This window comes from Halorubrum sp. Hd13 (assembly GCF_002252755.1).
Lineage (GTDB): Archaea > Halobacteriota > Halobacteria > Halobacteriales > Haloferacaceae > Halorubrum.
The window spans coordinates 1-24,381 of sequence record NZ_NHOY01000042.1; the positions used below are offsets into that span (position 1 = coordinate 1).

Consider the following 24,381-nt stretch of genomic DNA (forward strand, 5'->3'; position numbering starts at 1 on the left):
GCCGCGTCGTCGCCGAAGTCGATCGAGACCGCACGAACGTGCACATAGAAAAGCATTAGAACGGGCTCGATAACCACGTAAGTGAATGAGTCTCTCCGAACCGGACCGCGAGCTCGTGGTGGCCGAGCTCGGTCGGGAGCCGACGACCGCCGAGGCCGCGCTGTTCGAGAACCTCTGGAGCGAGCACTGCGCGTACCGCTCCTCGCGGCCGCTGCTGTCGGCGTTCGAGAGCGAGGGCGACCAGGTCGTCGTCGGTCCCGGCGACGACGCGGCCGTCCTCGCACTGCCCGAGCCGGACGCCGCCGACGCCCCCGCGGCCGACCGCGACGACGACGACTACGGCGACCAGTACGTCACCTTCGGCGTCGAGAGCCACAACCACCCCTCCTTCGTCGACCCGTTCGACGGGGCCGCCACGGGGGTCGGCGGCATCGTCCGCGACACCATGTCGATGGGCGCGTACCCGATCGCCTTACTCGACTCGTTATACTTCGGCGGCTTCGACCGCGAGCGCTCGCGGTACCTCTTCGAGGGCGTCGTCGAGGGGATCTCCCACTACGGCAACTGCATCGGCGTCCCCACCGTCGGCGGCAGCGTCGCCTTCCACGGCGGCTACGAGGGGAACCCCCTCGTCAACGTCGCCTGCGTCGGCCTCACGAACGAGGACCGACTCGTGACCGCGACGGCCAAGGAACCCGGCAACAAGCTCGTCCTCGTCGGCAACGCCACCGGCCGCGACGGGCTCGGCGGCGCGTCGTTCGCCTCCGAGGACCTCGCGGAGGACGCGGAGACGGAGGACCGCCCCGCGGTGCAGGTCGGCGACCCCTACGCCGAGAAGCGGCTGATCGAGTGCAACGAGGCGCTCGTGGACGAGGACCTCGTCCTCTCCGCCCGCGACCTCGGCGCGGCCGGGCTCGGCGGCGCCTCCTCCGAGCTCGTCGCGAAGGGCGGGCTCGGCGCCCGCATCGACCTCGACCGCGTCCACCAGCGCGAGCCGAACATGAACGCGACCGAGATCCTGCTCGCCGAGAGCCAGGAGCGGATGTGTTACGAGGTCGCCCCCGACGACGTCGAGCGCGTCGCGGCGCTCGCCGACCGGTTCGACCTCGGCTGCTCGGTCATCGGCGAGGTGACCGACGGGAACTACGTCTGCGAGTTCGCCGGCGACGGTGAGGCGTCCGAGTCCGAGACCGTCGTCGACGTCGACGCCGAGTACCTCGCCGACGGCGCGCCGATGAACGACCTCGCGAGCGAGACCCCCACGCCGGCCGACCGCGACCTCCCCGACCCCGAGCCCGCGCTCGCCGACGCGGTCGAGGCGGTCGTCTCGGCCCCGTCGACCGCGAGCAAGCGCTGGGTGTACCGCCAGTACGACCACGAGGTCGGCGCCCGGACCGCGGTGAAGCCCGGCGACGACGCCGCGATCATGGCGATCCGGGAGACGGCGGCGGACGGCGAGGGGGAAGCCGGTGACGACGCCGCCCCGGCCGACGCCGACGAGCGGGGGGTCGGGCTCGCGCTCTCCTCGGGCGCGAACCCGAACTGGACGTCGGCCGCCCCGTACGAGGGCGCCCGCGCGGTCGCGCTGGAGAACGCGACCAACCTCGCCGCGAAGGGCGCGGTCCCGCTCGCGGCGGTCGACTGCCTCAACGGCGGCAACCCGGAGAAGCCCGACGTGTACGGCGGCTTCGAGGGGATCGTCGACGGGCTCGCAGACGCCTGCGCCGCGCTCGACACCCCGGTCGTCGGCGGGAACGTCTCGCTGTACAACGACAGCGTGGAGGGGCCGATCCCGCCGACGCCGACGCTCGCGCTGATCGGGACGAAGCGCGGCTACGACGCGCCGCCGGCGGCCCTCGACGCCGACCGCGCGGCCGACTCCGAGCTCCTCCTCGTCGGCGCCGGCGGGGACGCCCTCGGCGGCTCCGAGTACCTCGCGCAGGCGGGCGGGACGGACCGGTTCCCGGACCTGCCGGACGCCGACGCCGGCGCCCGCGGGCTCGCCGACCTCGTCGCGTCGCTCGCGGCGGTCGCCCGCCACGAGTCGACGCTGGCGACCCACGACGTGAGCGACGGCGGACTCGCGGTCGCGCTCGCCGAACTGGTCACCGACGCGGCCGGCGTCGACGCGACGCTCCCCGACCGGGTCGCGGCGTTCGACGAGGCGCCCGGTCGCCTCGTCGTCCAGACGACCGACCCCGAGGGCGTCGCCGAGGCCGCGGGCGACCTCCCCGTCCACCGCCTCGGCGAGGTGACGACGGACGGGACGCTCTCGCTGTCGGTCGGCGACGAGTCGACGGCGCTCGACGCCGACGCGATCCGGGAGCTCCGCGGCGTGATCGAGCGCGAGCTGGCCTGACGACGGGCCGTCGACCCTCCGGCGTCCCCGATTTTCGTCCGGCGAAAGCGAGCGATACGCTTTTAGGCCTTCCTAAAATACGTAGGGGCAACCAGGGGACGCCGGCAGGCTCGGCGCCCGATTCACCGATGGCTCAGACACAATCAGTCGGAACGAAGCGATCGAGCGCGACGGAGAGCGGATCGCCCGCGGACCCGTCGCCCGATCCGGTGTTGTCGCTGTCGGACGTGACCAAGGAGTTCGGGCCGGAGACCGCCGTCGACGGGGTCTCGCTCGACGTCGAGCCCGGCGAGCTCCTCACCTTCCTCGGCCCCTCCGGCTGCGGGAAGACGACGACGCTCCGGACCATCGCCGGACTGGAGGAGCCGACCGAGGGACAGATCCGCCTCGGCGGCGAGACCGTCGCCGGCGACGGCGCGCTCGTCGCGCCGGAGCAGCGCGACGTCGGCATCGTCTTCCAGAACTTCGCGCTGTTCCCGCACCTCACCGTCCGCGAGAACATCGCCTTCGGGCTCTCCGACGCCGACGAGGCGGCGACCGCGGCGCGCGTCGACGAGCTGCTCGAGCTCGTCGAGATGACCGACCACGGCGAGAAGACGCCCGACCAGCTCTCCGGCGGACAGAAGCAGCGGGTCGCGCTCGCGCGGTCGCTCGCCCCCGAGCCCGAGGTGCTCCTGCTCGACGAGCCGTTCTCGAACCTCGACGTCCGGCTCCGCGTGGAGATGCGCGAGGAGGTCCGCCGCATCCTGAAGGAGGCCGGCGTCACCGCCGTCTCCGTCACCCACGATCAGGAGGAGGCGCTCTCCATCTCCGACCGCGTCGCCGTCATGAACGAGGGGAAGATCGAGCAGGTCGGCCGCCCCGAGCAGGTGTTCGAGCGCCCCGAGTCGAAGTTCGTCGCCTCCTTCCTCGGGCGGGCGTCGTTCCTCGAGGGCGAGCTCCGCGACGGGAAGGTCGAGACCGGCATCGGCCGGTTCGACGCCGTCACGCTGGAGGGGTACGACACCGTCTACGACGGCGCGCCGGTCGACGTGCTCGTGCGCCCGGACGACCTCCGGGCGACGCCCGCGAGCCCCGAGCTGGCCGACGGCGTCATCGTCTCGCGACAGTACGTCGGCCCCTCGTTCGTCTACCGGGTGGAGCTGGAGACCGGCGACACGGTCCACTGCCTCCACAACCACGTCGAGGAGTTCGGGCTCGACGAGCCCGTGAGCCTGGAGCTCACCGCCGACCACCCGCTGGCGTGGTACCCGCGGTAAGCGCGTCGCTGGCGGCGGTTCGTCCTATCTGTTAAAACCGGAGCGACCCGTGCTGCTTAGAAGCTGAACAGGAAGGGGAGGACGTACGCGACCAGCAGACCGACGAGGGTGACGGCCGCGCCGATGCCGACCTCGCGGCTGCCGAACTCCTGCATGGGGGCGGTCACGCGTTCGTCCGGGTCGGGTTCGTGGGAGTGGTCGTCCATGTGCGAAGGTCAGTACGGCGGACATATAAGCGCATCTGAACCGGGCGGTGGATGCGACGCCCGATCGCGGAGTTCTCGGCGGGTCCGTCGGGGAGATTTATCAGACGCCGTGTTGACCGACACGTATGACGGGCGTCGAACTCACCGATCGCGGGCTCGTCGTCGACCGCGAGCCGAACCGGCTCGACGAGCTCGCTGTCGGGTTCTCCGAGATCCTCTCTCGGCTCGACATAGACCACGTCTTCGTCGCCGGCTACGTCGCGATCCTCGCCGGCCGGTCGCGGTCGACCGAGGACATCGACGTGTTCATCGAGCGCTGTTCGGTCGAGCGGATCGACGGGCTCGTCGCCGAGCTGGAACGCGAGGGGTACTGGGGACCCGCGATGCCGCTCTCCGAGATGCACGGGAACCTCTCCAACGAGACGAACATCTGGGTCGCGCCCGACGGCGAGATGACGCCCCACCTCGAAGTGAAGTTCCCGAGCGACGAGTTCGACGACGCGTCCCTCGCGAACGCGGTGGACGCGCACGTCGGCGGCCACACGGTCCCCATCGGGCCGCTCGAACTCCAGATCGCGTACAAGCTCTCGCTCGGCGGTCGCACCGACCTCGAGGATGCCGCGCACCTCTACACAGTCTTCGGAGAAACGCTTTCCCGCGACCGACTCGAAACGTGGGTCGAACGACTCGACGTCGAGGAGCGCTATGAGCGACTCACGAACGCCTGAGGAGGACTCGGCCGAAGCCGACGACGACCCCGAGCGACCGCCCCGCTACGAGCAGGTGATCCGGTGGGCCGAATATATAAACGAACAGCCGCCAGAGGTGTGGGGACCACAGCAGAACGCGGTCGTGAACGGACAGATCGAGAGCGCGCAGGCGGTCGACGTGAGCGCCGAGGACAGAAAGCGAATTCGGGAGTTCGCGGACGAGACGTTGCGGGCGGAAGGTGAGACCGATGAGAAAAATCACAACGAGGAGTAGGTCGACATCCGAACTCAGCCGTAGGGTATCTCGTCGATGTCCGCTTCGTCGGTCGCGACCCCGGAACTGACTCGGCCGCGCCGCGTTCGTTCCTTTTCCTCCTCTGATAGCGGGAGTGACGATGCCATATCGAGGCCTCTCTCACGAGCCGTAATAGTCGTTACTCGAACGACTCCAACTTCCCGACGATCTTCGTGTACACGTCCGGCGCCACGTACCAGCCGTGATCGATCATCGCGTCGATGGCGTCACGGCCCTCCACCGTCGACAGCGCGCCGTCCCTCACGGCGGCGAGAACGACGTACGCGGTCCCGCGCGTCTCGACGTCCTCCACTTCGGCCGCGGAGCGTCCGGCCGACTCGTCCATCGCGGCGACGGCGTCGCGGGCGTCCGCACAGCCGAGCACCGCGGCGTCGGCGTCGCTCAATCCCGGATGTTGCGCGAGCCGCGTCGCGACCGTCGAGTCGTCGGTGTCGACCGCGACGACGTCGACGAGGCCGTCCTCCACGGCGCGCTCGATCCGGCGCGCGTCGTCGTATCCCTGCTCGACACCGGTCGTTACGACTTCTCGGTAGACGGCCTCCGGGACGACTCGCGGCTCGTCCAGCGCCTCGATGACACCGAGCCGGTCCGCCTTCGCGAGGTAGATCAGCGGCGTCGCGTCGAACATCCAGCTCACAGCTCGTCGAGGTCGGCTTCGAGGTGGTCGGCCGAGACCCACGCGTCGTCCGCTTCTTCGACGAGGTCGGCGAACTCCCAGACAGAGACGCCGGCGAGGTCGGCGGCCTTCGCGAGCGACACCTCACCGTCGGCGAACCGTTCGAGCGCGCGCTCGGTGCGCCACTCGTCGAGGCCCTCGGAGAGAAGCTTTCGGACCGCCGTACTCCGGTCGAGGCGTTCCGATTCGAGGTACGCCTCGAGTTCGGCTTCGAGGTCGTCCGGGACGCGAGTGGAGATGGTGGGCATAGCGTATACTATGTGTACGATGTATTCATAGGTTTCGGCGGGATTCGTTCGCTAGTTTGAACCGTTACCGCGGCTTTCGCCTTCGATTGGATTCTGTCCACTCTGGACCCATCCATTCGGGAGGTCAATATCCTCTAAATTAGCGTTCGGATTATAGTATGTCTCGTCACGCCCCGTGAAACGGACGGCTATCAGTTGACCTTTCGTCATAAAATCGCCCTTCGGACGAGCGCTATCGAAGCTCTGACTTGTTTCCCACAAAAACGGTCCATCGGAAGGTTCCACTCGTCTGTCTCCTTTGTGTGAATAGAGTACCCTAGTGTTGAGTTCAAGATCGCTAGGAGAGACGAAAACACTACCTTCCCCAGCGAACTCGACTGTGAGTGGATCGCACTCGACGATGAACGATCGGGTCTCTCCGAACAGTTCCGCTTGGACACCGTCCCCACGAACCCGAACTGTGACTTCGAACTGCGATTTCCCGGATTCCTCCCCGCAAGTGACCTCTCCTATTATCACTTGGTCACCGTCCCACTGGCCGAACTTTTCCTCCGGGTAAACTGGCTCACCTACAAGCGTAGGTCCATTCCCTTCTATTTCCGTCACTTTAACCTCAGCTTCTTCGATCTCAATTTCTGTATCGTCGCCGAACTGGTTTCGAATTTCAACGAGATTGATCGTCGTATTCGATGAAACTGTCTTCTTAGAAGATCTGTACCGCACGAACGCGTCCTCATCGTCTTCCACGCTCACCTCCACACCGCGCTCGGCCTCCATACTGCTGAACGCGCCGGTTCCGACGCTCATCGCGCCGGAGCTCGCGCCGCCGAGCAACAGGATGAGGTTCCGTCGTTTCATGTGCGGTGGGATCTCACGCTTCGTTCACGCTATCCAACGTGTTCCGACCGTATGGTTATACACTCCCGGAAGCGCGGAAGGCACCGCCTGAAACCCCGCGCCTTACGTCAGTTCCGGGGGGTCGTCGGGTTCGCCGAGCTTCATCTCCGCGGTGTAGTACTTGTGCGCCATCGCGGAGAACGCGAACGCAACGACGATCGCGACCGTCCACGCCATGTCGGGCAGGAGGACGAACGGCCACGCGCCGAGCCACACCGCGCCGGTGAGCGCGACGGCGACCCCCGACAACCCGAGGTAGTAGTCGCTCCAAGGGATCTCCTTCCCCTCGACGACGTCCATATATAAATCGACGTTCTGCAGGGCGTGCGTGGGCTCGACGACGCCCCGGTCCTTGTTGAACTCCACGACCCCCGCCTCGTCCATCTTCGGCAGGTGTGACTGCTGGAGCGCGGTGTAGACGCGCTTGCGCTCGTTGCCCGTGATCTCCGTCGTCTCGATCCCGTTCTCCCAGGCCGCGATCTGCTCCGCCATGTCGCCGATCGCGATCCGGTCGTCCTCCTCTCGTTTCAGCAGGTGCACCGCGAACCGCCGACGCTGGTTCGCCAGGACGTCGAACAGCTCGTCCTCGGACACCTCTGTCGTCGGTTCGACCCCTCCCCCGTCGATCTGTTGTGCCGACGCCATTGTCTGTCAGACACATATTCACAAGTCAACATAAATCCCGCGGTTATGATAATCAAGGAAACTTTCTCTCTGTTTATACAGTCATCAGTACAAATACTCTTTATCGGCGTAATATCGTCTAAGGACGCGAAAACACAGGGATCCGAGAGATCGATATCATCTTTCGATCGCCGTAAATTATCACTTTCTGTCAAATCCAAGCGCCCCATCAGAAGCAACGATTGCCGGTTCTGGTGCGTCCTGAACGACCCGCGAACGGATCTCAGACCCGGCCTGAAGCGGTCGAATCGGGGTTCAGGCGAGGGCGGAACCCGTCGGCAATGTCTTCAGTCTCGCCCGGAAGTGTTTCTGGAAATTCATAACGATATGGGATAGGCCTCATGGGTGACGTAGAGCGACCCCGGGTGACGCGGGATGTCCCGCGTCGGCGGGCCGCGGGTCGTGTGCGGACAACACGAGGTCAATAACAATGGCAAACCGACGCAAGTTCATCGCCGGTCTGGGCGCATTGGCTACGGGTAGCGCAGCTGCAGTGGGTACGGGCGCGTTCGAAACCTCCGCATCCGAGCGGACGGTCAACGTGAACGTCGCCGCTGACAGTGCTGGTTTTGTGGATATCACTGCACTGAATGACACTTACGCCTCTGGGACCGATGATGGTCAACTTGAGCTCAATTTCAATAGTGATTCAGGACTTGGAATTTTTGCCGGTGATGCTCAGGGGCTTAACCCTGACACGACGTTCAATTTCTCCGAGGTTTTCCAAATCGCAAATGTTGGAGGAACTGGCAGCCCTCGTGTTATCATTGAAGCAACTGGATTCAGTGATCTCGAATCACTCGAATTGACAGTTGCGACCGAATCTGGCAGCAGTGGTGCTGGACACCAAGCTGACAAAGGTGACTCGCTGCGGGCAAAGGATTACGAGAACCCGGTGAACCTTCCGGTACTCAACGAACCGGGCGATATAACTGTGGACATCGAGATCGAGACGAAATCTGCAGATGATTTCACCGGAACAATCGATGGGGAGCTTACTATCCACTACGCAGCTGGAGGCAGTAGGAATGAGCTCACGGATGTGCTCGGATCCGGCTCGTAATACAGGCTACTAGTTACATCCAACACCTCCTCAAGTGAAGCGCAGAACCCATCTGCCCGGTTTGGCTGCTGCTACTGGAGGAGGCACATCGGTAATAGGAGCTAGTGGTTTCAATACCGCCCAGATTGAATGGCAAGTGTCGATCAGAGCCGTCCCTGATGACGGGGCGCTATTATTGTTGAGGGTTCCCTATGCGAGAGAGACCTCCTCGCAAAGTACTGCGGTTGAAAAAGGACTGCCTAGCCACCTAAATCTGGTAAATAAGCAAGTCCGAGCTGTAGGATTACATTTCCTCGAATCTGATTGCCGACATAATATTGTCAACCATATTTAGATTGTTGTCTAAAAGGTGACTTATCGATGCCCACTGCCAGACGCACTCTGACCCTCGCCCTCCTGCTCGTAGCCGCGGGCTCCCTCGCTTTCGCCACGGGCGCGGCGGTGGTTGACGGTCCGGCCGACACCTTCGCGGACGACGACCTCGCGGTACAACCGGCCGACGGCCCGAACGGGAACTACTCCTATTTAAATGACGCCAACGAGATCGCGATCGACGTCTCGGCGTCGAATCCGAACATCAAGGATCCCTCGTTCGAGGGCGTAAACGTCGGAACCACCGGAACCATCGACGGCATCTTTACGATCACGTACACGGCCGAGCGGTACGCGCACGTGTGGATCGAGTACGACGGCGACGGCGAGGTCGCCTTCGTCTCCGACGGCGACTCGATCGAGGGCGAGGCGAACAACGTCACGCTCGGACCCAACCAGACCGTCACGGTCGGCCTCGCGCTCGACGCGGGCGACTCGGCCGCCGGGACGCAGTTGGGTGCCGACGAGTTCTCGATCAACGCGAAGCTCGCCGAGCCGGAGCAAGCGTCCGGGACGACCGCGACGGGCGGCGGGAGCCAGCAGGCGGGCGGCGGCCCGACCACGACGGTCAGGGCGCCGAACGCGACCTACCGGGAGTTCGTCGCGAGCGGGATCGGCCGCGGGGAGTCGGTCCGGTGGCTCGCGGAGGGGATGCACCTCGACGGCGACAACGTCACGCTGGAAGGGATCGACCTGGACGGGATCGACAACGAGCGCGTCGAGCTGGACGCCGCGGGGAGCCCGGACCCGTTCGCGGACGCGGGGCCGGTGTCGGCGCCGACCACGCCGCACTCGATGGCGTACCTCGCGCTCGACCACGACTTCGCGCCCGACGCGGTCGACGAGATGACGGTCCGGTTCAGCGCGGCCCCGTCCCACCTGAACGCGACCGGGACCGACTCCGAGGACGTGACGCTCTACCGGCGGACGGCGGCGGGCGCGTGGGAGGAGGTTCCGGTGGAGGTCGTCGACGACGACGTGGCCCGAATGCTGGGGCTTCCCGAGGACCGTGTCCACTTCCGCGCGACGACCGGGCCGTCTTCGACGTTCGCGGTCGCGGCGCACGCCCCCCGGTACGACGTGACCGAGGCGACGGTCGCGCCCGAGGCGATCGACCCCGGCGAGAACGTCACGGTCCGGACGACCCTGCGGAACGGCGGCGGCGCGGCCGGCGAGCGCACGGTGACGCTGACGGCGAACGGCACCCCGGTCGCGAGCGAGACCGTCGCGCTCGACCCGAACGAGACGGCGACGGTGGCGTTCGACGCGACGTTCGAGTCCCCCGGCGCCTACGACCTCGCGGTCGACGGGACGTCGGTCGGCGAGCGCCTCCTCGTCGGCGACCCCGCGAGCGACGACGCGGGGGGATCGGGCGACGAGTCGAACGCCGGTAGCGACGGGTCCGCCACCGTCGCCGGGACCACGGAGGAGCCGTTCGGGATCGATCCGGCGGACCTCGCCGGTCCGCTCGCGCTCGTGGCCATCGTCCTCGCCGCCCTCGCGCTCGTCCGCCGGATGCCGCGATGACCGGTCGGTCGTCGGGGGACGCCCTCGTTCGAACCGCCCTCTCGGGCGTCGGGTTCTCAGCGGTGAGACGCGCGCCGACAGGCCTTAACCGCTGGTCTGCGAGGTCCCGTCCGTGACCGCGCCACCGACCGACGAGCGCGACCGCGCCGCCGGCGCCGCGAGCGCCGACCGCGCCGCCGACCACGCCCTCCGCCGGGAGCTACTCGCGAGCGCCCGGGCCGTCGACCTGCTCGTCCTGCTCGCGGTGCCGGCGGTGCTGGTCGGCGTCTTCTCGCTCCCGGAGGCGACTCGCCGGTCGCTCGCGTTCGCGTACGCGGACCCGACCGTTCCGACCGCGTTCGCCGCGCACTACGTCCACCTCGACGCCGGTCACCTCGCCGGCAACCTCGCGGGGTACTGTCTCCTCGCGGGCGTCGGCTACGCGCTCGCGGTCTTCGGGGGCGCCCGCCGCTTCTTTTTGACCGCGCTGGCGACGTTCCTGCTGGCGTTCCCGCTCGTCCTCTCGGCGCTGAACCTCGCCGTGCCCCGAGACGCGATCGGGTTCGGCTTCTCCGGGATCAACATGGCGCTCGCGGGGCTGCTCCCGCTGCTGCTCGGGACGTACGCCCGCGCGCGCTTCGCGCCGGGGGCCTCGCTCCGCGCGCTGCCCGCGGTCTTCTTCGCGCTCGTCGGCTGGATCGCGCTGCTCGCGCTCCCGGTCTCGGCGACCGGCCCGGGCATCGCCGGGCTCGCGACCGGCGTCGCCGGCGCGCTCCTCGCCGTCCTCTACGCGTCGAGCGCCGGGATCCCGATCCGCGAGACGGTCCGCGAGGGCGTCCGCACGGTCGCCTCGCGGCCGGGCGAGGGCGACCTGTTCGCCGTCGGCGCGGTCCTGGTCGTCGGCTATCCGGTCGTCGGCTTCCCGGCCGATCCGACCGGCGCGGGCAGCGTCGTGAACCTCTACGTCCACCTGCTGGGCTTCTGTCTCGCCTTCATCGGCCCGTTCGCGCTGCTCGCGGTCGGGGTGTTCGAGACGTGACCTCGCGACGCGGGATCCCGGGCCCGCGACCCGACGGGCGGCTTCCCGCCACGTCCTGCTCCGAACCCCGAACTTATAACGTGTCGATTACATTCCATGATCGGAGAGCCTCGCCGAACCGCGGCGGAACCGACGATCGAGGCGGAACCAACGCCCGCGGCGGAACCGACGCCCGCAGCGCGACGCCCGCGCCAACCCACGACACATGTCACCGAAACGCATCCTCTCGATAACGCTGCAGGTCGCGGTCGTCCTCGTCGTCCTCTCGCTGGTCGTCGGCCAGCTGCTCGGACAGCCGATCCTGCTCAGCTTCGTCGAGACCGGGAGCATGCAGCCCACGCTGGACCCCGGTGACGGGTTCGTGGCGATCCCCGCGCCGCTCGCCGGCGACGTCGGCGTCGGCGACGTGGTGACCTTCGACGCGCAGGAGATAGAGGGGGGCGGGCTGACCACCCACCGCGTCGTCGAGGAGACGGAACGGGGGTACGTAACGCGGGGCGACAACAACCCCTTCACCGATCAGGATGGGGGCGAGCCCGTGGTGCAGGACGCCGACGTGGTCGCGGTGGCGCTCCAGGTCGGCGGGAGCGTGGTCGTCATCCCCCACCTGGGCACCGTCGCGATGGCGATCCAGTCGGGGCTCGCCTCGGTCCAGACGTGGCTGGCGGTCACCTTCGGGGTCCGGTCGTTCCAGGGAACGCAGGGGTTGGCGTACATCCTCTTCGGGCTCTCGGCGGTCGCGTACGCGGCCGACTGGTACCTGACTCGAAACGCGCGCGAGACCCGCGAACGCGACCGCTCCCGCGACGACGGCACCTCCGTGTTCCTGATCGTCGCCGTGCTCGCGCTGGTGCTGATGGCGACCGCGACCGCGGCGATGGTCGTCCCGGCCGGCACGCAGGAGTACGGCGTCGTGAGCGCCGAGTTCGAGTCCGAGAACCCCACCGTCATCGAGCGCGGCACGAGCCAGGAGCTGGAGTACGTCGTCCCCAACTCCGGACTGGTGCCGGTGTACGCGTACGTCACCCCGGCGAGCCCCGGCGTCGAGGTCGAGCCACAGCGGCTCAGCGTCGAGAGCCGGGGCGAGGCGTCGACCACCGTGACGCTCACCGCCCCGCCGGAGACCGGCTACTACCGGCTGTTCGTCACCGAGCACCGGTATCTCGCGGTGCTCCCGCGCGGCGTGATCGACGAGCTGTACGGCGTCCACCCGTGGGCGCCGATCGTCGCGATCGACGGCCTGCTCGGCGGCACCATCGCCGGGATCGGGCTCGTCCTGCTGCGCGGCGAGCCCGCGCGGATACGCTCCCGTGAATCGCGCGAGAAACCCCCGCTGTATCGCCGCCTCCTCCGCCAGATCTACAGGTGACCGAATGAGCTCCTCATCCCCAGACGAGAACCGACTCCGGCTCCGCGCGGTGTTAGACGCACAGTTCGCCGTGATCGTCGCGGTCTTGCTGATCGCGGCCGCCGTCGGCGGCGCGCTCGTCTACACGACCCACGTCGATCCCGGCACCGAGACCCGCGAGCGGACCGTCTCCTCGTTCACCGTCGAGACGGCGTACAACCACTCCGCCGAGGTGACCGAGCCGAACTCGGTGTTCCAGATCGGGACCGTCCTCGACGACCGTACCACGTACTTCACGCGGATCGCTCCCGAACTCGACGTCGCCGTCGAGACGACGTACGCGGCCGCGTCCGCGTCGGACGTCGACGTGCGGTTCGACTCCGTCCTCGTCATCCGCAACGTCGGCGAGGACGGGAACGTCGTCTACTGGAGCGAGCGGGAGCCCCTGGCGTCGGAGACGGTCTCGGACGTGGACCCCGGGGGGACCGCGACGGCGTCGTTCGCGCTCAACAGCTCCGCGGTCGACGCGACCGCGGCCGAGATCGAGGAGGAGCTCGGCGCGTCGCCCGGGGAGACGGAGACGTTCGTCGTCACCGACGTGGCGGTCGAGGGAACGATCAACGGCGAGCCGACCTCGTACGCCCGGACGGTCCGGCTCGGAATCGACCACGGCGGCGACACCTACACCGTCTCCGACCCCGGCGTCCGGTCGGACACCTCGGACCGCACGGAGACGGTGACCGTCGATCAGAGCTACGGCCCCCTCCGGTCCATCGGCGGGCCGCTCCTGTTCGTGGTCGGCCTCGCCGGAGCCGGCGCGCTGGTGTACGCCCGAAGGGAGCGCGAGTTCGCGCTCACGCCCGCCGAGCGCGACTACCTCTCGTACAGGGACGACCGGTCCGAGTTCGCGGAGTGGATCACGACGTTCCGACTCCCGGCGTCCGTCCACGAGCGCCCCGAGGCGGAGGCGGAGAGCCTGCGCGACCTCGTTGACTTCGCCATCGACAACGACACCGGCGTCGTGGAGGACCCCGAGACGGGCGCGTACCACGCCGTGGCCGGCGAGTTCGTCTACACCTACCGGCCGCCGTCTCCGCCGTCGGTCGACGCACTCTCCGAAGGGGAGGACGGCGACGCGCCCGCGGTCGACGACCTCACGGCCGCCGACGGAGCGGTGGGCGCCGAAGACGTCGACGCGCGCGACGGTGACGGTGCCGACGTCGATGTCGACGGCGACGGTACAGGCGCCGATGTCGACGGTGACGGTGCAGGCGCCGATGTCGACGATGACGGTGCAGACTCCGACGGTGCCGAGGCGACGGGAACGGACGCGGCGGGGGACGACGACCCCGGGAGCGACGACGCAAACCGGGAGTGACGCGCTCGTCGACGCGGCGACGCCCCGCGAGTCGACGGGTCAGACGAATTCGGGACCGTCGACGTCGACTCCTTCCGCCTCCCGCCAGGAGTGCGCCGGCTCCCAGCCGAGCACCCGCTTCGCCTTCCCGAGGTCGAAGGCGGTCTCGTCGCCGTCGAGGTCGCAGTCGTCGGGGAGGTCGCCGTGGACCGCCTCGATCGCGGCGGCCGTGTCGCGCCCGACGAAGTTCTCCGCCGCGGTGACGAGCACGGCCTCGTGACCCGCGACCGGCGGTTCCGGAGCGGCCGGGTCGATCGCGGCCTCGACCGCGGCGATCAGGTCGCGGACGTCGACGTAGCTCCAGAAGTTACCGCTTGGCTCGGCGGTCGCGGGGTCGAACGCCTCCCGCGCCGCGCGGGTCTCGTAGGCCCCGGGGTAGTTCACCCACGAGGCGCGCAGCGAGACGGCGGAGACGCCGTACCGCCGGGCGACCCGCGCCGCGATCTCCTCGCCGACGACCTTCGAGAGGCCGTACGGGTCCTCCGGCTCGGTCGGCGTCTCCTCGTCGATCGGGAACGCGTCGGGGAGCCAGTGCTCCTCGGCGAAGGCGTGACCGTAGCAGCTCTCGCTCGACGCCCACGCGATCCGCGCGCCGGCCGCGCCCGCGGCGTCGAGGACGTTGTAGGTGCTGACGACGTTGTTCTCGAAGACGCGCGAGCCGGCGTGGTGGTCCGGGTTCGGGATCGCGGCGAGGTGGACGACGGCGCCCGGGTCGGCGGCCTCGACCAGCTGTTTCGTCTCGCCGTAGTCGGTCAGGTCGGCCGCCTTGAACGCGGCGTTCTCGCGGGTGCCCGACGGGAGCCGTCGGTCGACGCCCACGACCTCCTGGCCGGCCTCGGCGAAGTGGTCCACCGCCCAGCTCCCGACGCCGCCGCAGCTCCCCGTGACGAGGATGGTTGCCATCTCCGGGGGTTCCGCGATCGGCGCACGTAGCTCCGGCGATCGGTCGCCGACCGGTCGGGGAAGGTAACCTACTTGAGTGCGCGCGGGCAATCACCGGTCGCAGTCCCGTGGTGTAGTGGCCAATCATAATGGCCTTTGGAGGGAATCCGTCGGCGTCCGCGGTTGAGACGCGATCGCCGTCCGTCTCGCCGGAGACGGCCGTCGGATGCCCGAAGTCAGCCATTGACGGCGGTTCGAATCCGCCCGGGACTATTCTCCGAACGAAGTGAGGACGAATAGTCGCAATACGGATTCGAATCCGAGAACGGAGCGAAGCGGAGTGACCGTGGTTCGAATCCGCCCGGGACTATTCTGCCGCGAGCAATATCCCGATCGGGAAGCGCGCCGCCTCGGGTCTCGTTCGACCGCCGCCACCGCATCAGGCACAGGAGTTTTAGCGGAGGCATCAGATGGTGAGGTAGAGGCCGACGAGCCGGTGGCCGGCGGCGACACCTCGGCCGATAAGCCCCTTACTGATGGCACCGGACCTGACAATCGTAACGACCGCCGTCGCGCTCCCCTTCGTTGCAGCAGCCCTCTCGCCGCTTCTGTATCGCGTCCTCGGCGAACGGACCGGCTACGCGGGCGCCGCCGTGGCGGCGGCCAGTTTCGGACTGCTGGCGACGGGGATCGGCAGCTACGGTACCGTCGGGGTGCCGTGGATCCCCGCGCTCGACGTCGGGGCCCAGTTCACCGTGGACGGGTGGGGGCTCCTCTTCGCGCTCCTCGCCAGCGGCATCGGCGTCCTCGTGTTCGTCTACTCGGCCGCGTACATGCACGGCGAAGCGGGGTTAGCGCGCTACTACGCGGCGCTGTTGGCGTTCATGGGTTCGATACTCGGCGTCGCGCTCGCCTCCGACCTCGTGTTCGTCTTCCTGTTCTGGGAGCTGACCAGCCTCTGCTCGTTCGTGCTCATCGGTCACCACACCGACGACGACGAGTCGCGCTACTCGGCGCGGATGGCGATGGTCGTCACCGTGGGCGGCGGCCTGTGCCTGCTCGCGGGGGTGCTGATGCTCGCGGCGGCGGCGCGGGGCGCCCTCGGCGGCGCGACGTTCGACCTGACGGCGATGATCGCGAACGACGAGGCGATGCGCGCGGCCCTCCGCGAGTCGGGGCTGTTCGTCCCGGCGCTGGGGCTGATCGTCGTCGCCGCCGCCGCCAAGTCGGCGCAGGTGCCGCTCCACTTCTGGCTGCCGAACGCCATGGTCGCGCCGACGCCCGTCTCCGCGTTCCTCCACTCCGCGACGATGGTGAAGGTGGGCGTCTACTTCCTCGGCCGCGTGCGCCCCCTCCTGATGAGTCCCGAATGGGTGTCGCTCGTCGCGACCCTGGGCCTCCTGACCATGACCGTCGGAGCGCTGCTGGCCGTCGCCGCGACCGACACGAAGGAGCTGCTCGCCTACTCGACGGCGAGCCACCTCGGGCTGATGGTCGCGGGCTTCGGCTTCGATATCGTCTACGGCGGCGAGGCCGGCGCCTTTCACCTCCTCAACCACGCGCTGTTCAAGGCGCCGCTGTTCCTCGTTGCAGGGATCGTCGTTCACGAGGCCGGGACCCGAAAACTCGACGACCTCGGCGGACTCTGGCGGGAGCTCCCGGTGACGGCCGCCGTCACCGCGGTCGCCGCGTTGAGCATGGCCGGCATCCCGCCGTTCAACGGCTTCTACTCCAAGGAACTGCTGTTCGAGGCGGCGTACGAAGTCGCCCACGAGGCCGGCGGCATCGCGTGGCTGTATCCAGTCGTGGCGACGCTCGCGAGCGTGTTGACCGTCGTCTACTCGATAAAGTTCCTCGCGCTGTTCTTCGGCGAGCGGCGGGCCCCGGTCGCGGACGTCCACCGACCGCCGATCGCGATGGTCGCACCCCCGGCCGTGCTGGCCGTCGCGGCGGTCGTCGTCAGCCTCGCGCCGCAGTTGGCGGTCGACGGTATCGTCCAGGGCGCCGTCGAGGCCACCGCCACCGGCGAGGCCCGGCTCGAGGTCGGACTGCCGACGCACCTCTCGCCGCCGGTCGCGATGTCCGCCGTCGCCGTCATCGGCGGGTTCGCCGCGTACCCGCTTCGAGAGCGTCTCGCGGCGGGAATCAACCGCGGCGTCGACGCGCCGATTCCGGTTCGACCCAGCGGGTGGTACGACCGGATCGTCTCGACGGCCGCGCCGACGAGCGCTCGGTTCGGCTCGGCGGTCCACGACGGCCTCCTCCGGACGTACGTGGGGTGGGTGGCGGCGGCCGGGAGCCTGTTCGCGCTCGCCGGCTTCGCCGCGGCGGGAGCGTCCCTCGGGGCCGGCGGGGTCGGCGGGGTCCGCGTTCCGCTGGCTGTCGCCGTCGTGCTGGGCGTCGCGACCCTCGCCGGCGTGGCCGTGGCGACCGCGTCGTCGCACGTGTCCGGCGTGCTCACGCTGTCGATCCTCGGGTTCATGCTCGCCATCTTCTTCATCCTCGCGAGCGCGCCGGACCTGGCGCTCACGCAGCTGGTCGTCGAGACGCTCGTCCTCCTCGTCTTCCTGCTCGTCCTCCAGCGGCTGCCGTCGTTTTACTCGGACGTCCGCCCGCTCGCCATCGCTCGCGACGCGGCCGTGTCGATCCTCGTGGGCGCGACGGCGTTCGTCTCGGTACTCCTGACGATACCCCGTCCCGACGCCGAGCCGACGAGCGTCGCCACGTACTACACGGAGCAGGCGATTCCGGGCGGCGGCGGCTCGAACGTCGTCAACGTCATCCTCGTGGACTTCCGGGCGTTCGACACGCTGGGCGAACTACTGGTCGTCACGATCGCCGCGATCGCCATCCTCGTGCTCGTGACGATGCGGACCCGCGGTGAGACGGTGACCGAGGGCGACGAGGAAGCGGTCCTCGACGGAGGTGAGTCGCCGTGACGACGACGATCATGCGGACGACGGCCCGGGTGACCGTCCCCATCGTGCTCGTCGTCTCCATCTCGCTGTTCTTACAGGGCCACAACCTGCCCGGCGGCGGCTTCATCGGCGGCGTCCTCACCGCGGCGGCGTTCGTGCTGATATACGTCGCCCACGACCTCGACTACCTGGAGTCTGGGGTGCTCGGCCGGGAGGTCGAGGCCGGCACCAGCGTCTTCGAACACCGCACCGTCACCGCCTACCGCCGCACGTTGCTCGCGGGCCTGGTGATCGTGCTCGGCAGCGGATTCGCGGGGCTCCTCGTCGGCGACCCGTTCCTGACTCAGGGGTACGTCCACCTCGAAGGCGTCCCGATCTACCACGAGGTCGAACTCGCGAGCGCGCTCGCGTTCGACCTGGGCGTGTACCTCGTCGTCGTCGGCAGCCTCCTGACTATCGTCTCGGTGGTGAGCGCGGAATGAGGCGGCGCGAAACGATTCCGTCCGGCCGACGCGGGGGCGGTGAGCGATGAGCGTCGCCCTCGCGGTCGCGGTCGGCGGGCTGTTCGCCGTCGGGACGTTCCTGCTGTTACAACGGGACCTGGTTCGGGTCGTGTTGGGCGTCGCCGTCGTCTCCCAGGCGACGTTCGTCTACCTGATCGCGATGGGGGGCATCGACGAGGGTACCGGGGACCTCGTGCCCGTCCTCGAGGTCCACGGCGGCGGCGTCCCCGAAGTCGCCGACCCGGTGGTACAGGCGCTCGTCCTGACGGCGATCGTCATCAGCCTCGGAACGACCGCGCTGGCGCTCGTGCTGTCGTACCGCGCGTACGAGGAGAACGAGAGTATGGACGTCACGGAGTGGAAGCCATGAGCCGGTTCGTGATCGCGCCGCTACTAGCCGCGGTAACCACCGCCGTGCTGACGCTCGCGCTCGGTCGGCGGCCCCGGATACAGCGCGCGACGAGCGTGGCCGGCGCCGTCGCCTACGTCGGGACCGTGTCCGCCGCCGTCTGGTCGGTGGTTCTCGGGCCGGCGGCGCCCGGCGCGGCCGCGTATCAGGTGGGCGGCTGGCCCGCCCCCTTCGGGATCACGCTCGTTCTGGACGGGCTGTCGGCGTTCATGCTGACGATCGCCGCGGGCGTCGGCGCCGCGTCGATACTGTTCTCGCTCCGGTACGTGACCGCCGAGAACCAGCGCGTGTACTACCATCCGCTGTTCCACATGCTCCTCGTGGGCGCGACCGGCGCGTTCCTCACCGGCGACCTGTTCAACCTCTTCGTCTGGTTCGAGGTGATGCTGATCGTCAGTTACGTCTTCGTCGCCTTCTACGGCACCGACCACGCCACCGCGGCGTCGTTCCGGTACCTGGTGATGAACGTGTTCGGAAGCGCGCTCATGCTCGTCGCCGTCGGCGGCCTGTACGCCACCACGGGGACGCTCAACATGGCCGACATGGCCCGACGACTGGCGGCTCCCGACGCGTACGGCATCGATCCCGCGCCCGTCGTCGGGCTGTCGGCCCTGTTGCTCGCGGTGTTCGCGCTGAAGGCCGGGCTCGTCCCCTTCCAGTTCTGGGTGCCCGCCGCCTACACCGCCGCCCCGGCGCCGATCACCGCGATGTTCGCCGGCGTCACGAAGAAGGTCGGGATCTACGCGATCGTTCGCCTCTACTTCACGGTCCTCGCCGCCGCGTCGGTCCCCGTCGACGCGCCGGGCCTCACCGCCGCGTCACCCCTCGGCTTCCTCGCCCCGGTGCTGGGGGCGATGGGGGTTGCGAGCATCGTCGTCGGCGGGTTCGGCGCCGTCGGCCGGGACCGGCTCGGGGCCGTGTTCGCGTACTCGAGCATCGGGCAGGTCGGCTTCATCGCCGTGCCCGTCGCCGTCGCCGCCGCGGCGCCTCCCGCGGGGACGCTCCGCGGGGTCGCCATCGCCGCCGCGCTCGTGTTCGCGCTCCACCACGCGCTCGCGAAGGGACTGCTCTTCCTCTCGGCGGCCGCCGTCGAGGACGCGACGAAAACGGACCGCCTGGCGGACCTCGGCGGCTTCGCCGGCCACTCGCCGGTGCTCTCGGGGGCCGTCTTCGTCGGCCTCCTCTCGCTGATCGGCCTCCCGCCGCTGACCGGGTTCTTCGGGAAGCTCCTCGCGTTCGACGCGGCGGTCCGGGGAGTCGCGTCCGCTCCCGGCCCGTCGTCGGCGCTCGCGCTGGTCGCGTTGCTCCTCGGTGCCGTGCTCACGATCCTGTACGCGACGCGGGTGTGGGTCGGCGGCTTCTGGGGGCGCGAGACGACGGCGGTCGAGGTCGCGACCGTCGAGTCGGGTCAGGTCGCCGTCCTCGTCGCGCTCGCCGCGGCCGTCGTTCTCGTCGGCGTGGGGTTCGACCCGATCTACCGGTTCGCGGAGACGGCCGCGGCCGCCGCGCTCGACTCCGAGGGGTACGTCGACGTCGTGGGGCTGAGCGGGGGTGACGGCGCGTGACCCGCACCTGGCCGGTCGCCGGGTTCCTGTTCGGCGTCATCTGGGTGTTCGTCCAGGGACCGCCGCTCGCGCCCGAACCGCTCGTCGGGTCGCTGCTGATCGGCCTCGCGGTCGGCTTCCCCACGGCCTTCGTCTTTCGGCGTCTGTACGGGGAGACCGTCGACCTCCCCCGGTCGATCCGCGCGGTCCCGTACGCGCTGTGGTACGTGCTGACGTTCGTTCGGGAGGCGATCGTCGCCAGCCTCGACGTCACGTACCGCGTGCTCGCGCCCTCTCGACCCACCGACTCCGAGGTGATCCTCATCCCGTTGCGCGTACAGACCGACCTCGGCGTGACCACCATCGCCAACAGCATCACGATGACCCCCGGATCGCTCACGCTCAACTACGACCCCGAGGAGAACGCGCTGTACGTCCACGTGATCGACGGGAGCGATCCGGAGGACGTCGTCGACCCGATCCGCGACTGGGAGAGCTACGCGCTCGTCATCTTCGACGAGGAGCTCTCGCCGAGCGACCCCGCGCCGGACTTCGCTGTCTACCCGCCCGACCGAACGCATCCCGCGCTCAAGCAGGCGGCTCCGGAAGCGGGGGAGGAGACGGCGACCGATCGGCCGACCGAGGAGGCCACGGGAGGTGACGGAGATGGCCGCTGAGGGGTCGCTGGTGGCGGTCATCGACGCCGCGATCGTCCTCGTGGCGCTGCTGAACCTGCTGTGCGGCTACCGCGCGGTCCGAGGGCCGACGGTCCCCGACCGCGTGGTCGCGCTGGACGCGATCGCGACGAACGTCGTCGCGATCGCCGTCCTGTTCGCCATCAAGACCGGTCGGGGCCTCTTCGTGATCGTCAGCCTCGTGCTCGCGATCATCGCGTTCCTCTCGACGGTCGCGGTTGCCAAGTTCATCACCGAGGGCGACATCATCGTTACGAACGAGTGACAACTATGAATTACCGACATCGAACCCGACGGGAGAGTCAGACCGGGCAGCGCGCCTCCGGAGGGGGACGCCGATGATCGAATCGACTCCGATACGCGCGTGGATCGTCATCGCGCTCGTCGTCGTCGGGGCGTTCTTCCTCACGGTCGGGACGATCGGGCTGTTGCGGCTGCCGAACGTGTACAACCGGATGCACGCGACGAGCAAGCCGGCGACCATCGGTGCGGTCGCCGTCTTCCTCGCCGGGTTCGTCCACTTCGGTCCCGGGGGCGCCGGCCTCTCGTCGCTCATCGGTATCGTCTTCCTGTTCCTGACGGTGCCGACCGGCGCGCACATGATCTCGCGGGCGGCGGAACGGACCGGCGTCCCGTTCCTCGGGTCCGTCACGTGGCCGGGGAGATCGGACGACGAGTGAGGGGGCTCCCGACGCGCGTCGCCCGCTCCCGTCGAATGTGAACTACCCGCAAGGTATATGCCGGACAGGTCTCTCCTCGCACTCGTATGTCGGGACCGACTCGATCGCCGCGCTCGACGCGAGCCGCCGAGGGCGACGAGACCGCTCGCGGTGACGGCGACTCCCGGACGCGGTCCGCGAGGGACCGTATCCGCGTCGACGACGAGGTGCCGCCGGCGTTCGAACGCGACCTGCGGGGCCTCGCGGACGTCGCTCGGAACCCCTCGCGTCGACCCCTCGCCACCCTCGTCGCGGCGGTCGTCGTCGGCGCGCTCGGCTACCAGTCGTACGTCGTCGCCGCCGCGGCCGGCCCGGTCGCCGGGCTCCTCGCGGCCGCCGCCGTCGCCGTCGCGTACGCGGCCGCCAAGCGATTCTGGGCGGTGCAACACCGGCTCATGATCGCGGCGCTCGCGGCGGCGGACGAGCTCGATCGGCTCCGGTGACTGAGGGGTATCGGACGCGGCGAGCGCGTTCGAAGGCGGCCGGGAGTTCGCGCGGGTCGCCGCCATGTGTGTCATTTTTTAACATCCAAGTCGTGTGATAGCGTATGGACCACACGCAGTACCGCGACGCCGTCGTCGAGAACCGTCGGAAGCACGGCTTCGAGCCGGTCGACGAGTACACGAACGGGTTCGACCCGGTATGGGAGACCCGCGACGAGGACGCCTCTATCGGCCCCGTCGCCGTCATCGCCACGCTCGTCGACGACGAGCCGGACCCCAGCCCGGAGGACCTCGTCGCGGTCGCGGACTCGTTCCGCGACGTGCTCGTCGACCGCGTCGACGACCGGCACGGCTCGACGACCCCCCTCGGCTACGTCGTCTTCCCGGTTCCCGATCCGGACCCGTCGCTCGTCGACGCGGCGCGCTCGTACACGGTCGCCCGCCGCCGGACCAACGTCTTCCCAATCGTGTACGACTGCGAGGACGAGACGCTCCACCGACACGAGGTGCCGCGGCTGAAGGGACGGGGTATCTACCGCCGACAGGCGGAGGACGCCGACCGGCTGTTCGACGTCTGAGACGCAGTTAAAAAACGGCGGCGACCGCTCAGATCAGGCGCTCGGCGATCCGACCGGCGCCCTCGGCGGCGGCGGTCGCGGGGTCGTCGGGGGAGACGACCTCGACGTCGCGGTCGAGCTCGGCCGAGAGCCGCTTCTCGAACTCCTCGGCGAGCCCGGGGATGCAGGCCATGCCGCCGGTCGCCGCGACCGGCCGGCCCAGCGCGAGCTGGTACGGCTTCATGTGGTCGTTCGCGAGCTCCGGCAGGAACTCGTTGGCGACGACGTCGACCGCCTCGTCGATGTAGCGGTCGACCGGCTCCCGCACGCCGCGGTCGACGGTGAACTCGTGGCTCCCGCCGCCGGGCTGTTGGATCACGTCCGTGAACGGCTCGAAGTCGTACACGTCGGCGTGCTCCTCCTTGTACTCGCGGGCGGTCGTCCGGTCGATGTGGACGCGCCCCTGGCTCTCCTCCTCGACGGCGGCGACGATCCGGCGGTCGACCTCGTTGCCCGTTACCGAGCCGGTCGAGAACGGCGAGAGCTGCTCGCCGCGGCGGTAGGCGCACGCCTCCAACGTCGTCGACCCCATGTTAATCGAGACGAACACCTCGTCGATGGCGGCCAGGTCGTCGCCGTAGGCGGGGATCGCCCCGCACAGCGACTCCGGGTAGCTCCGCGTCTCGGCCTGCCCGATCCAGGAGCCCTCGATGACCGACTTGAGGTTCTCCACGCCCGCCTCGTTGTCGATGGTGGGGACCGCGTAGACGACCGCGCTGTCCTCGGGGACGTCGTGGGCGTCCACGAGGGCCTCGAAGAAGCGCTCGGCGTCGGCGACGCTCTCGTCGTCCTCCGGCAGCCCCGACCGGAGCATAAACCGCACCGTGTCGGGGTACTCGATCGCGGCCTCGTGGCCGAACAGGACCCGCTCATCGCCCGTGATGGCGTCCTCGTACGTCGCCAGACACGTCAGCGTCGAGTGTCGCTCGCGGCCCCCCCGTCCGTCGGGGAGGTCGAGCACCGTCCGCGTGCTGCCGAGTTTCACACCCACCGCTTCCGGGCCGTCTGTACTGTTGATCTCCGTGGATTCGTCGTCGTCGCTCATTGTTAATCACTCGCACACGAAGCGATTCGGACGATGGAGACGAGACTGATCCGGTGGTCCGCGGGAGTGAACGGCCGATCGTGGCGGGGGGCGTCGAACCCCTCCAGTCGACGCGTCAGCGCGTCGACCGCGTCGGGGGCGACCCAGCCGAGTTCGGCGTAGTACGACAGCGCGTCGCGGGCTCGCAGGCGGCCGCCGACGTCGACGAGGTAGCCGAGCCACTCGCCGACCTCGCGTTCCGCGTCCGTCGAGGCCGGGACCGCCCGCAGGTACGGGCGGTCGCCGGCGTCGGCGGGTCGGTCCCCGCCGCCGGCCAGCCGCAGCCCTCGCTGGCGCTGGAGCAGCTCCGTGAACGCGGCCGAGCGGGCGGCCTGCTCCGCTCGGTTCCGGTTCGGCTGACGAAGCGACCGCTCCCGAGGCGCTCCGTCCGCGCCGTCCCGCGGTGCGTCCGCGATCCGGCGCAGCTCCCGTACGTCGTATCTCCGTGGATTCAGACTCATGTTCCG

Annotated in this window: 26 protein-coding genes and 1 tRNA gene; 19 read left to right on the top strand and 8 right to left on the bottom strand. The window is 68.9% G+C overall.

The features are described from left to right. Window positions 1-85 precede the first annotated feature (85 nt). Complete coding sequence (gene purL, locus DJ81_RS05525; protein WP_094588890.1) at window positions 86-2,359, top strand: phosphoribosylformylglycinamidine synthase subunit PurL; 2,274 nt, start codon at window positions 86-88, stop codon at window positions 2,357-2,359. A gap of 128 nt (window positions 2,360-2,487) precedes the next feature. Further along, complete coding sequence (locus DJ81_RS05530; RefSeq protein ID WP_094528206.1) at window positions 2,488-3,618, top strand: ABC transporter ATP-binding protein; 1,131 nt, start codon at window positions 2,488-2,490, stop codon at window positions 3,616-3,618. A 56-nt stretch (window positions 3,619-3,674) separates the two neighbouring features. On the opposite strand, the gene DJ81_RS19100 is transcribed toward DJ81_RS05530, so the two are convergent. Then, window positions 3,675-3,824: a hypothetical protein gene (locus DJ81_RS19100; protein ID WP_170938252.1), complete on the bottom strand. Its 150-nt coding sequence runs from the start codon at window positions 3,822-3,824 to the stop codon at window positions 3,675-3,677. A 125-nt stretch (window positions 3,825-3,949) separates the two neighbouring features. Here DJ81_RS19100 and DJ81_RS05535 point away from each other — a divergent pair, with 125 nt between their 5' ends. Continuing rightward, window positions 3,950-4,552 carry a hypothetical protein gene (locus tag DJ81_RS05535; RefSeq protein ID WP_094524952.1) on the top strand — a complete coding sequence of 201 codons (603 nt, stop codon included), beginning with the start codon at window positions 3,950-3,952 and terminating at the stop codon, window positions 4,550-4,552. Beyond that, a complete protein-coding gene (locus DJ81_RS05540) occupies window positions 4,530-4,808 on the top strand; it encodes a hypothetical protein (RefSeq protein ID WP_094528204.1) in 279 nt (92 codons plus the stop codon). The genes DJ81_RS05535 and DJ81_RS05540 overlap by 23 nt, the downstream gene beginning before the upstream one ends. Window positions 4,809-4,968: 160 nt before the next feature. On the opposite strand, the gene DJ81_RS05545 is transcribed toward DJ81_RS05540, so the two are convergent. The 4 genes from DJ81_RS05545 to DJ81_RS05560 form a co-directional block, all read right to left on the bottom strand. Beyond that, a complete protein-coding gene (locus DJ81_RS05545; protein ID WP_170938253.1) occupies window positions 4,969-5,487 on the bottom strand; it encodes a DUF3368 domain-containing protein in 519 nt (172 codons plus the stop codon). Further along, entirely contained in the window at window positions 5,484-5,774 is a 291-nt protein-coding gene (locus DJ81_RS05550) for a UPF0175 family protein (RefSeq protein ID WP_094528201.1), read from the bottom strand. Before DJ81_RS05550 ends, DJ81_RS05545 begins: the two co-directional genes overlap by 4 nt. 51 nt (window positions 5,775-5,825) lie before the next feature. Next, entirely contained in the window at window positions 5,826-6,632 is an 807-nt protein-coding gene (locus tag DJ81_RS19440; RefSeq protein WP_212589830.1) for a hypothetical protein, read from the bottom strand. A 102-nt stretch (window positions 6,633-6,734) separates the two neighbouring features. Next, window positions 6,735-7,316: a hypothetical protein gene (locus tag DJ81_RS05560; RefSeq protein WP_094588894.1), complete on the bottom strand. Its 582-nt coding sequence runs from the start codon at window positions 7,314-7,316 to the stop codon at window positions 6,735-6,737. 469 nt (window positions 7,317-7,785) lie between these two features. Between DJ81_RS05560 and DJ81_RS05565 the strand changes: the two genes are divergently transcribed. From DJ81_RS05565 to DJ81_RS05585, 5 genes are all read left to right on the top strand, one after another. Further along, complete coding sequence (locus tag DJ81_RS05565) at window positions 7,786-8,418, top strand: DUF1102 domain-containing protein (protein ID WP_094588896.1); 633 nt, start codon at window positions 7,786-7,788, stop codon at window positions 8,416-8,418. A 360-nt stretch (window positions 8,419-8,778) separates the two neighbouring features. Beyond that, a complete protein-coding gene (locus DJ81_RS05570; protein WP_094588898.1) occupies window positions 8,779-10,317 on the top strand; it encodes a CARDB domain-containing protein in 1,539 nt (512 codons plus the stop codon). A 112-nt stretch (window positions 10,318-10,429) separates the two neighbouring features. Beyond that, window positions 10,430-11,335, top strand: coding sequence for a hypothetical protein (locus DJ81_RS05575; protein WP_249269086.1), 906 nt, complete (start codon window positions 10,430-10,432; stop codon window positions 11,333-11,335). 205 nt (window positions 11,336-11,540) lie between these two features. Next, entirely contained in the window at window positions 11,541-12,704 is a 1,164-nt protein-coding gene (locus tag DJ81_RS05580) for a signal peptidase I (RefSeq protein WP_094588900.1), read from the top strand. A 4-nt stretch (window positions 12,705-12,708) separates the two neighbouring features. Continuing rightward, window positions 12,709-14,061, top strand: a complete 1,353-nt coding sequence (locus tag DJ81_RS05585; RefSeq protein ID WP_094588902.1) for a DUF5305 domain-containing protein — start codon at window positions 12,709-12,711, stop codon at window positions 14,059-14,061. 39 nt (window positions 14,062-14,100) lie between these two features. Here the strand turns inward: DJ81_RS05585 and DJ81_RS05590 are convergent, their stop codons facing one another. Then, a complete protein-coding gene (locus DJ81_RS05590; RefSeq protein ID WP_094588904.1) occupies window positions 14,101-15,003 on the bottom strand; it encodes an NAD(P)-dependent oxidoreductase in 903 nt (300 codons plus the stop codon). Between the two features lie 101 nt (window positions 15,004-15,104). On the opposite strand from DJ81_RS05590, the gene DJ81_RS05595 reads away from it, so the two are divergent. The 10 genes from DJ81_RS05595 to DJ81_RS05640 all read left to right on the top strand — a co-directional run bounded on the left by DJ81_RS05595 (window position 15,105) and on the right by DJ81_RS05640 (window position 22,791). Beyond that, a tRNA-Gln gene (locus DJ81_RS05595) sits at window positions 15,105-15,255 on the top strand. A 263-nt stretch (window positions 15,256-15,518) separates the two neighbouring features. Beyond that, a complete protein-coding gene (gene mbhE, locus DJ81_RS19770; protein WP_094588906.1) occupies window positions 15,519-17,921 on the top strand; it encodes a hydrogen gas-evolving membrane-bound hydrogenase subunit E in 2,403 nt (800 codons plus the stop codon). Next, window positions 17,918-18,382, top strand: coding sequence for an MnhB domain-containing protein (locus tag DJ81_RS05605; protein ID WP_094524964.1), 465 nt, complete (start codon window positions 17,918-17,920; stop codon window positions 18,380-18,382). Before mbhE ends, DJ81_RS05605 begins: the two co-directional genes overlap by 4 nt. 46 nt (window positions 18,383-18,428) lie before the next feature. Continuing rightward, window positions 18,429-18,773 (top strand): sodium:proton antiporter, encoded by a 345-nt coding sequence (locus DJ81_RS05610; RefSeq protein ID WP_094524965.1) that lies wholly within the window; start codon window positions 18,429-18,431, stop codon window positions 18,771-18,773. Beyond that, window positions 18,770-20,377 carry a complex I subunit 5 family protein gene (locus DJ81_RS05615; protein WP_094557524.1) on the top strand — a complete coding sequence of 536 codons (1,608 nt, stop codon included), beginning with the start codon at window positions 18,770-18,772 and terminating at the stop codon, window positions 20,375-20,377. Before DJ81_RS05610 ends, DJ81_RS05615 begins: the two co-directional genes overlap by 4 nt. After that, a complete protein-coding gene (locus DJ81_RS05620; RefSeq protein ID WP_094528185.1) occupies window positions 20,374-21,033 on the top strand; it encodes a Na+/H+ antiporter subunit E in 660 nt (219 codons plus the stop codon). Before DJ81_RS05615 ends, DJ81_RS05620 begins: the two co-directional genes overlap by 4 nt. Then, on the top strand, window positions 21,023-21,316 hold the full coding sequence (locus DJ81_RS05625; RefSeq protein ID WP_094524968.1) for a monovalent cation/H+ antiporter complex subunit F: 294 nt from the start codon (window positions 21,023-21,025) through the stop codon (window positions 21,314-21,316). The genes DJ81_RS05620 and DJ81_RS05625 overlap by 11 nt, the downstream gene beginning before the upstream one ends. A 73-nt stretch (window positions 21,317-21,389) precedes the next feature. Then, window positions 21,390-21,731 (top strand): monovalent cation/H(+) antiporter subunit G, encoded by a 342-nt coding sequence (gene mnhG, locus DJ81_RS05630; protein ID WP_094524969.1) that lies wholly within the window; start codon window positions 21,390-21,392, stop codon window positions 21,729-21,731. Window positions 21,732-21,817: 86 nt separating this feature from the next. After that, entirely contained in the window at window positions 21,818-22,213 is a 396-nt protein-coding gene (locus DJ81_RS05635; RefSeq protein ID WP_094528183.1) for a hypothetical protein, read from the top strand. A gap of 104 nt (window positions 22,214-22,317) precedes the next feature. After that, window positions 22,318-22,791 (top strand): hypothetical protein, encoded by a 474-nt coding sequence (locus DJ81_RS05640; protein ID WP_094524971.1) that lies wholly within the window; start codon window positions 22,318-22,320, stop codon window positions 22,789-22,791. A 28-nt stretch (window positions 22,792-22,819) separates the two neighbouring features. Here the strand turns inward: DJ81_RS05640 and DJ81_RS05645 are convergent, their stop codons facing one another. After that, window positions 22,820-23,875 (bottom strand): hypothetical protein, encoded by a 1,056-nt coding sequence (locus DJ81_RS05645; protein ID WP_094524972.1) that lies wholly within the window; start codon window positions 23,873-23,875, stop codon window positions 22,820-22,822. 2 nt (window positions 23,876-23,877) lie between these two features. Continuing rightward, window positions 23,878-24,375, bottom strand: coding sequence for a FlaD/FlaE family flagellar protein (locus DJ81_RS05650; RefSeq protein ID WP_094524973.1), 498 nt, complete (start codon window positions 24,373-24,375; stop codon window positions 23,878-23,880). Window positions 24,376-24,381: the final 6 nt, after the last annotated feature.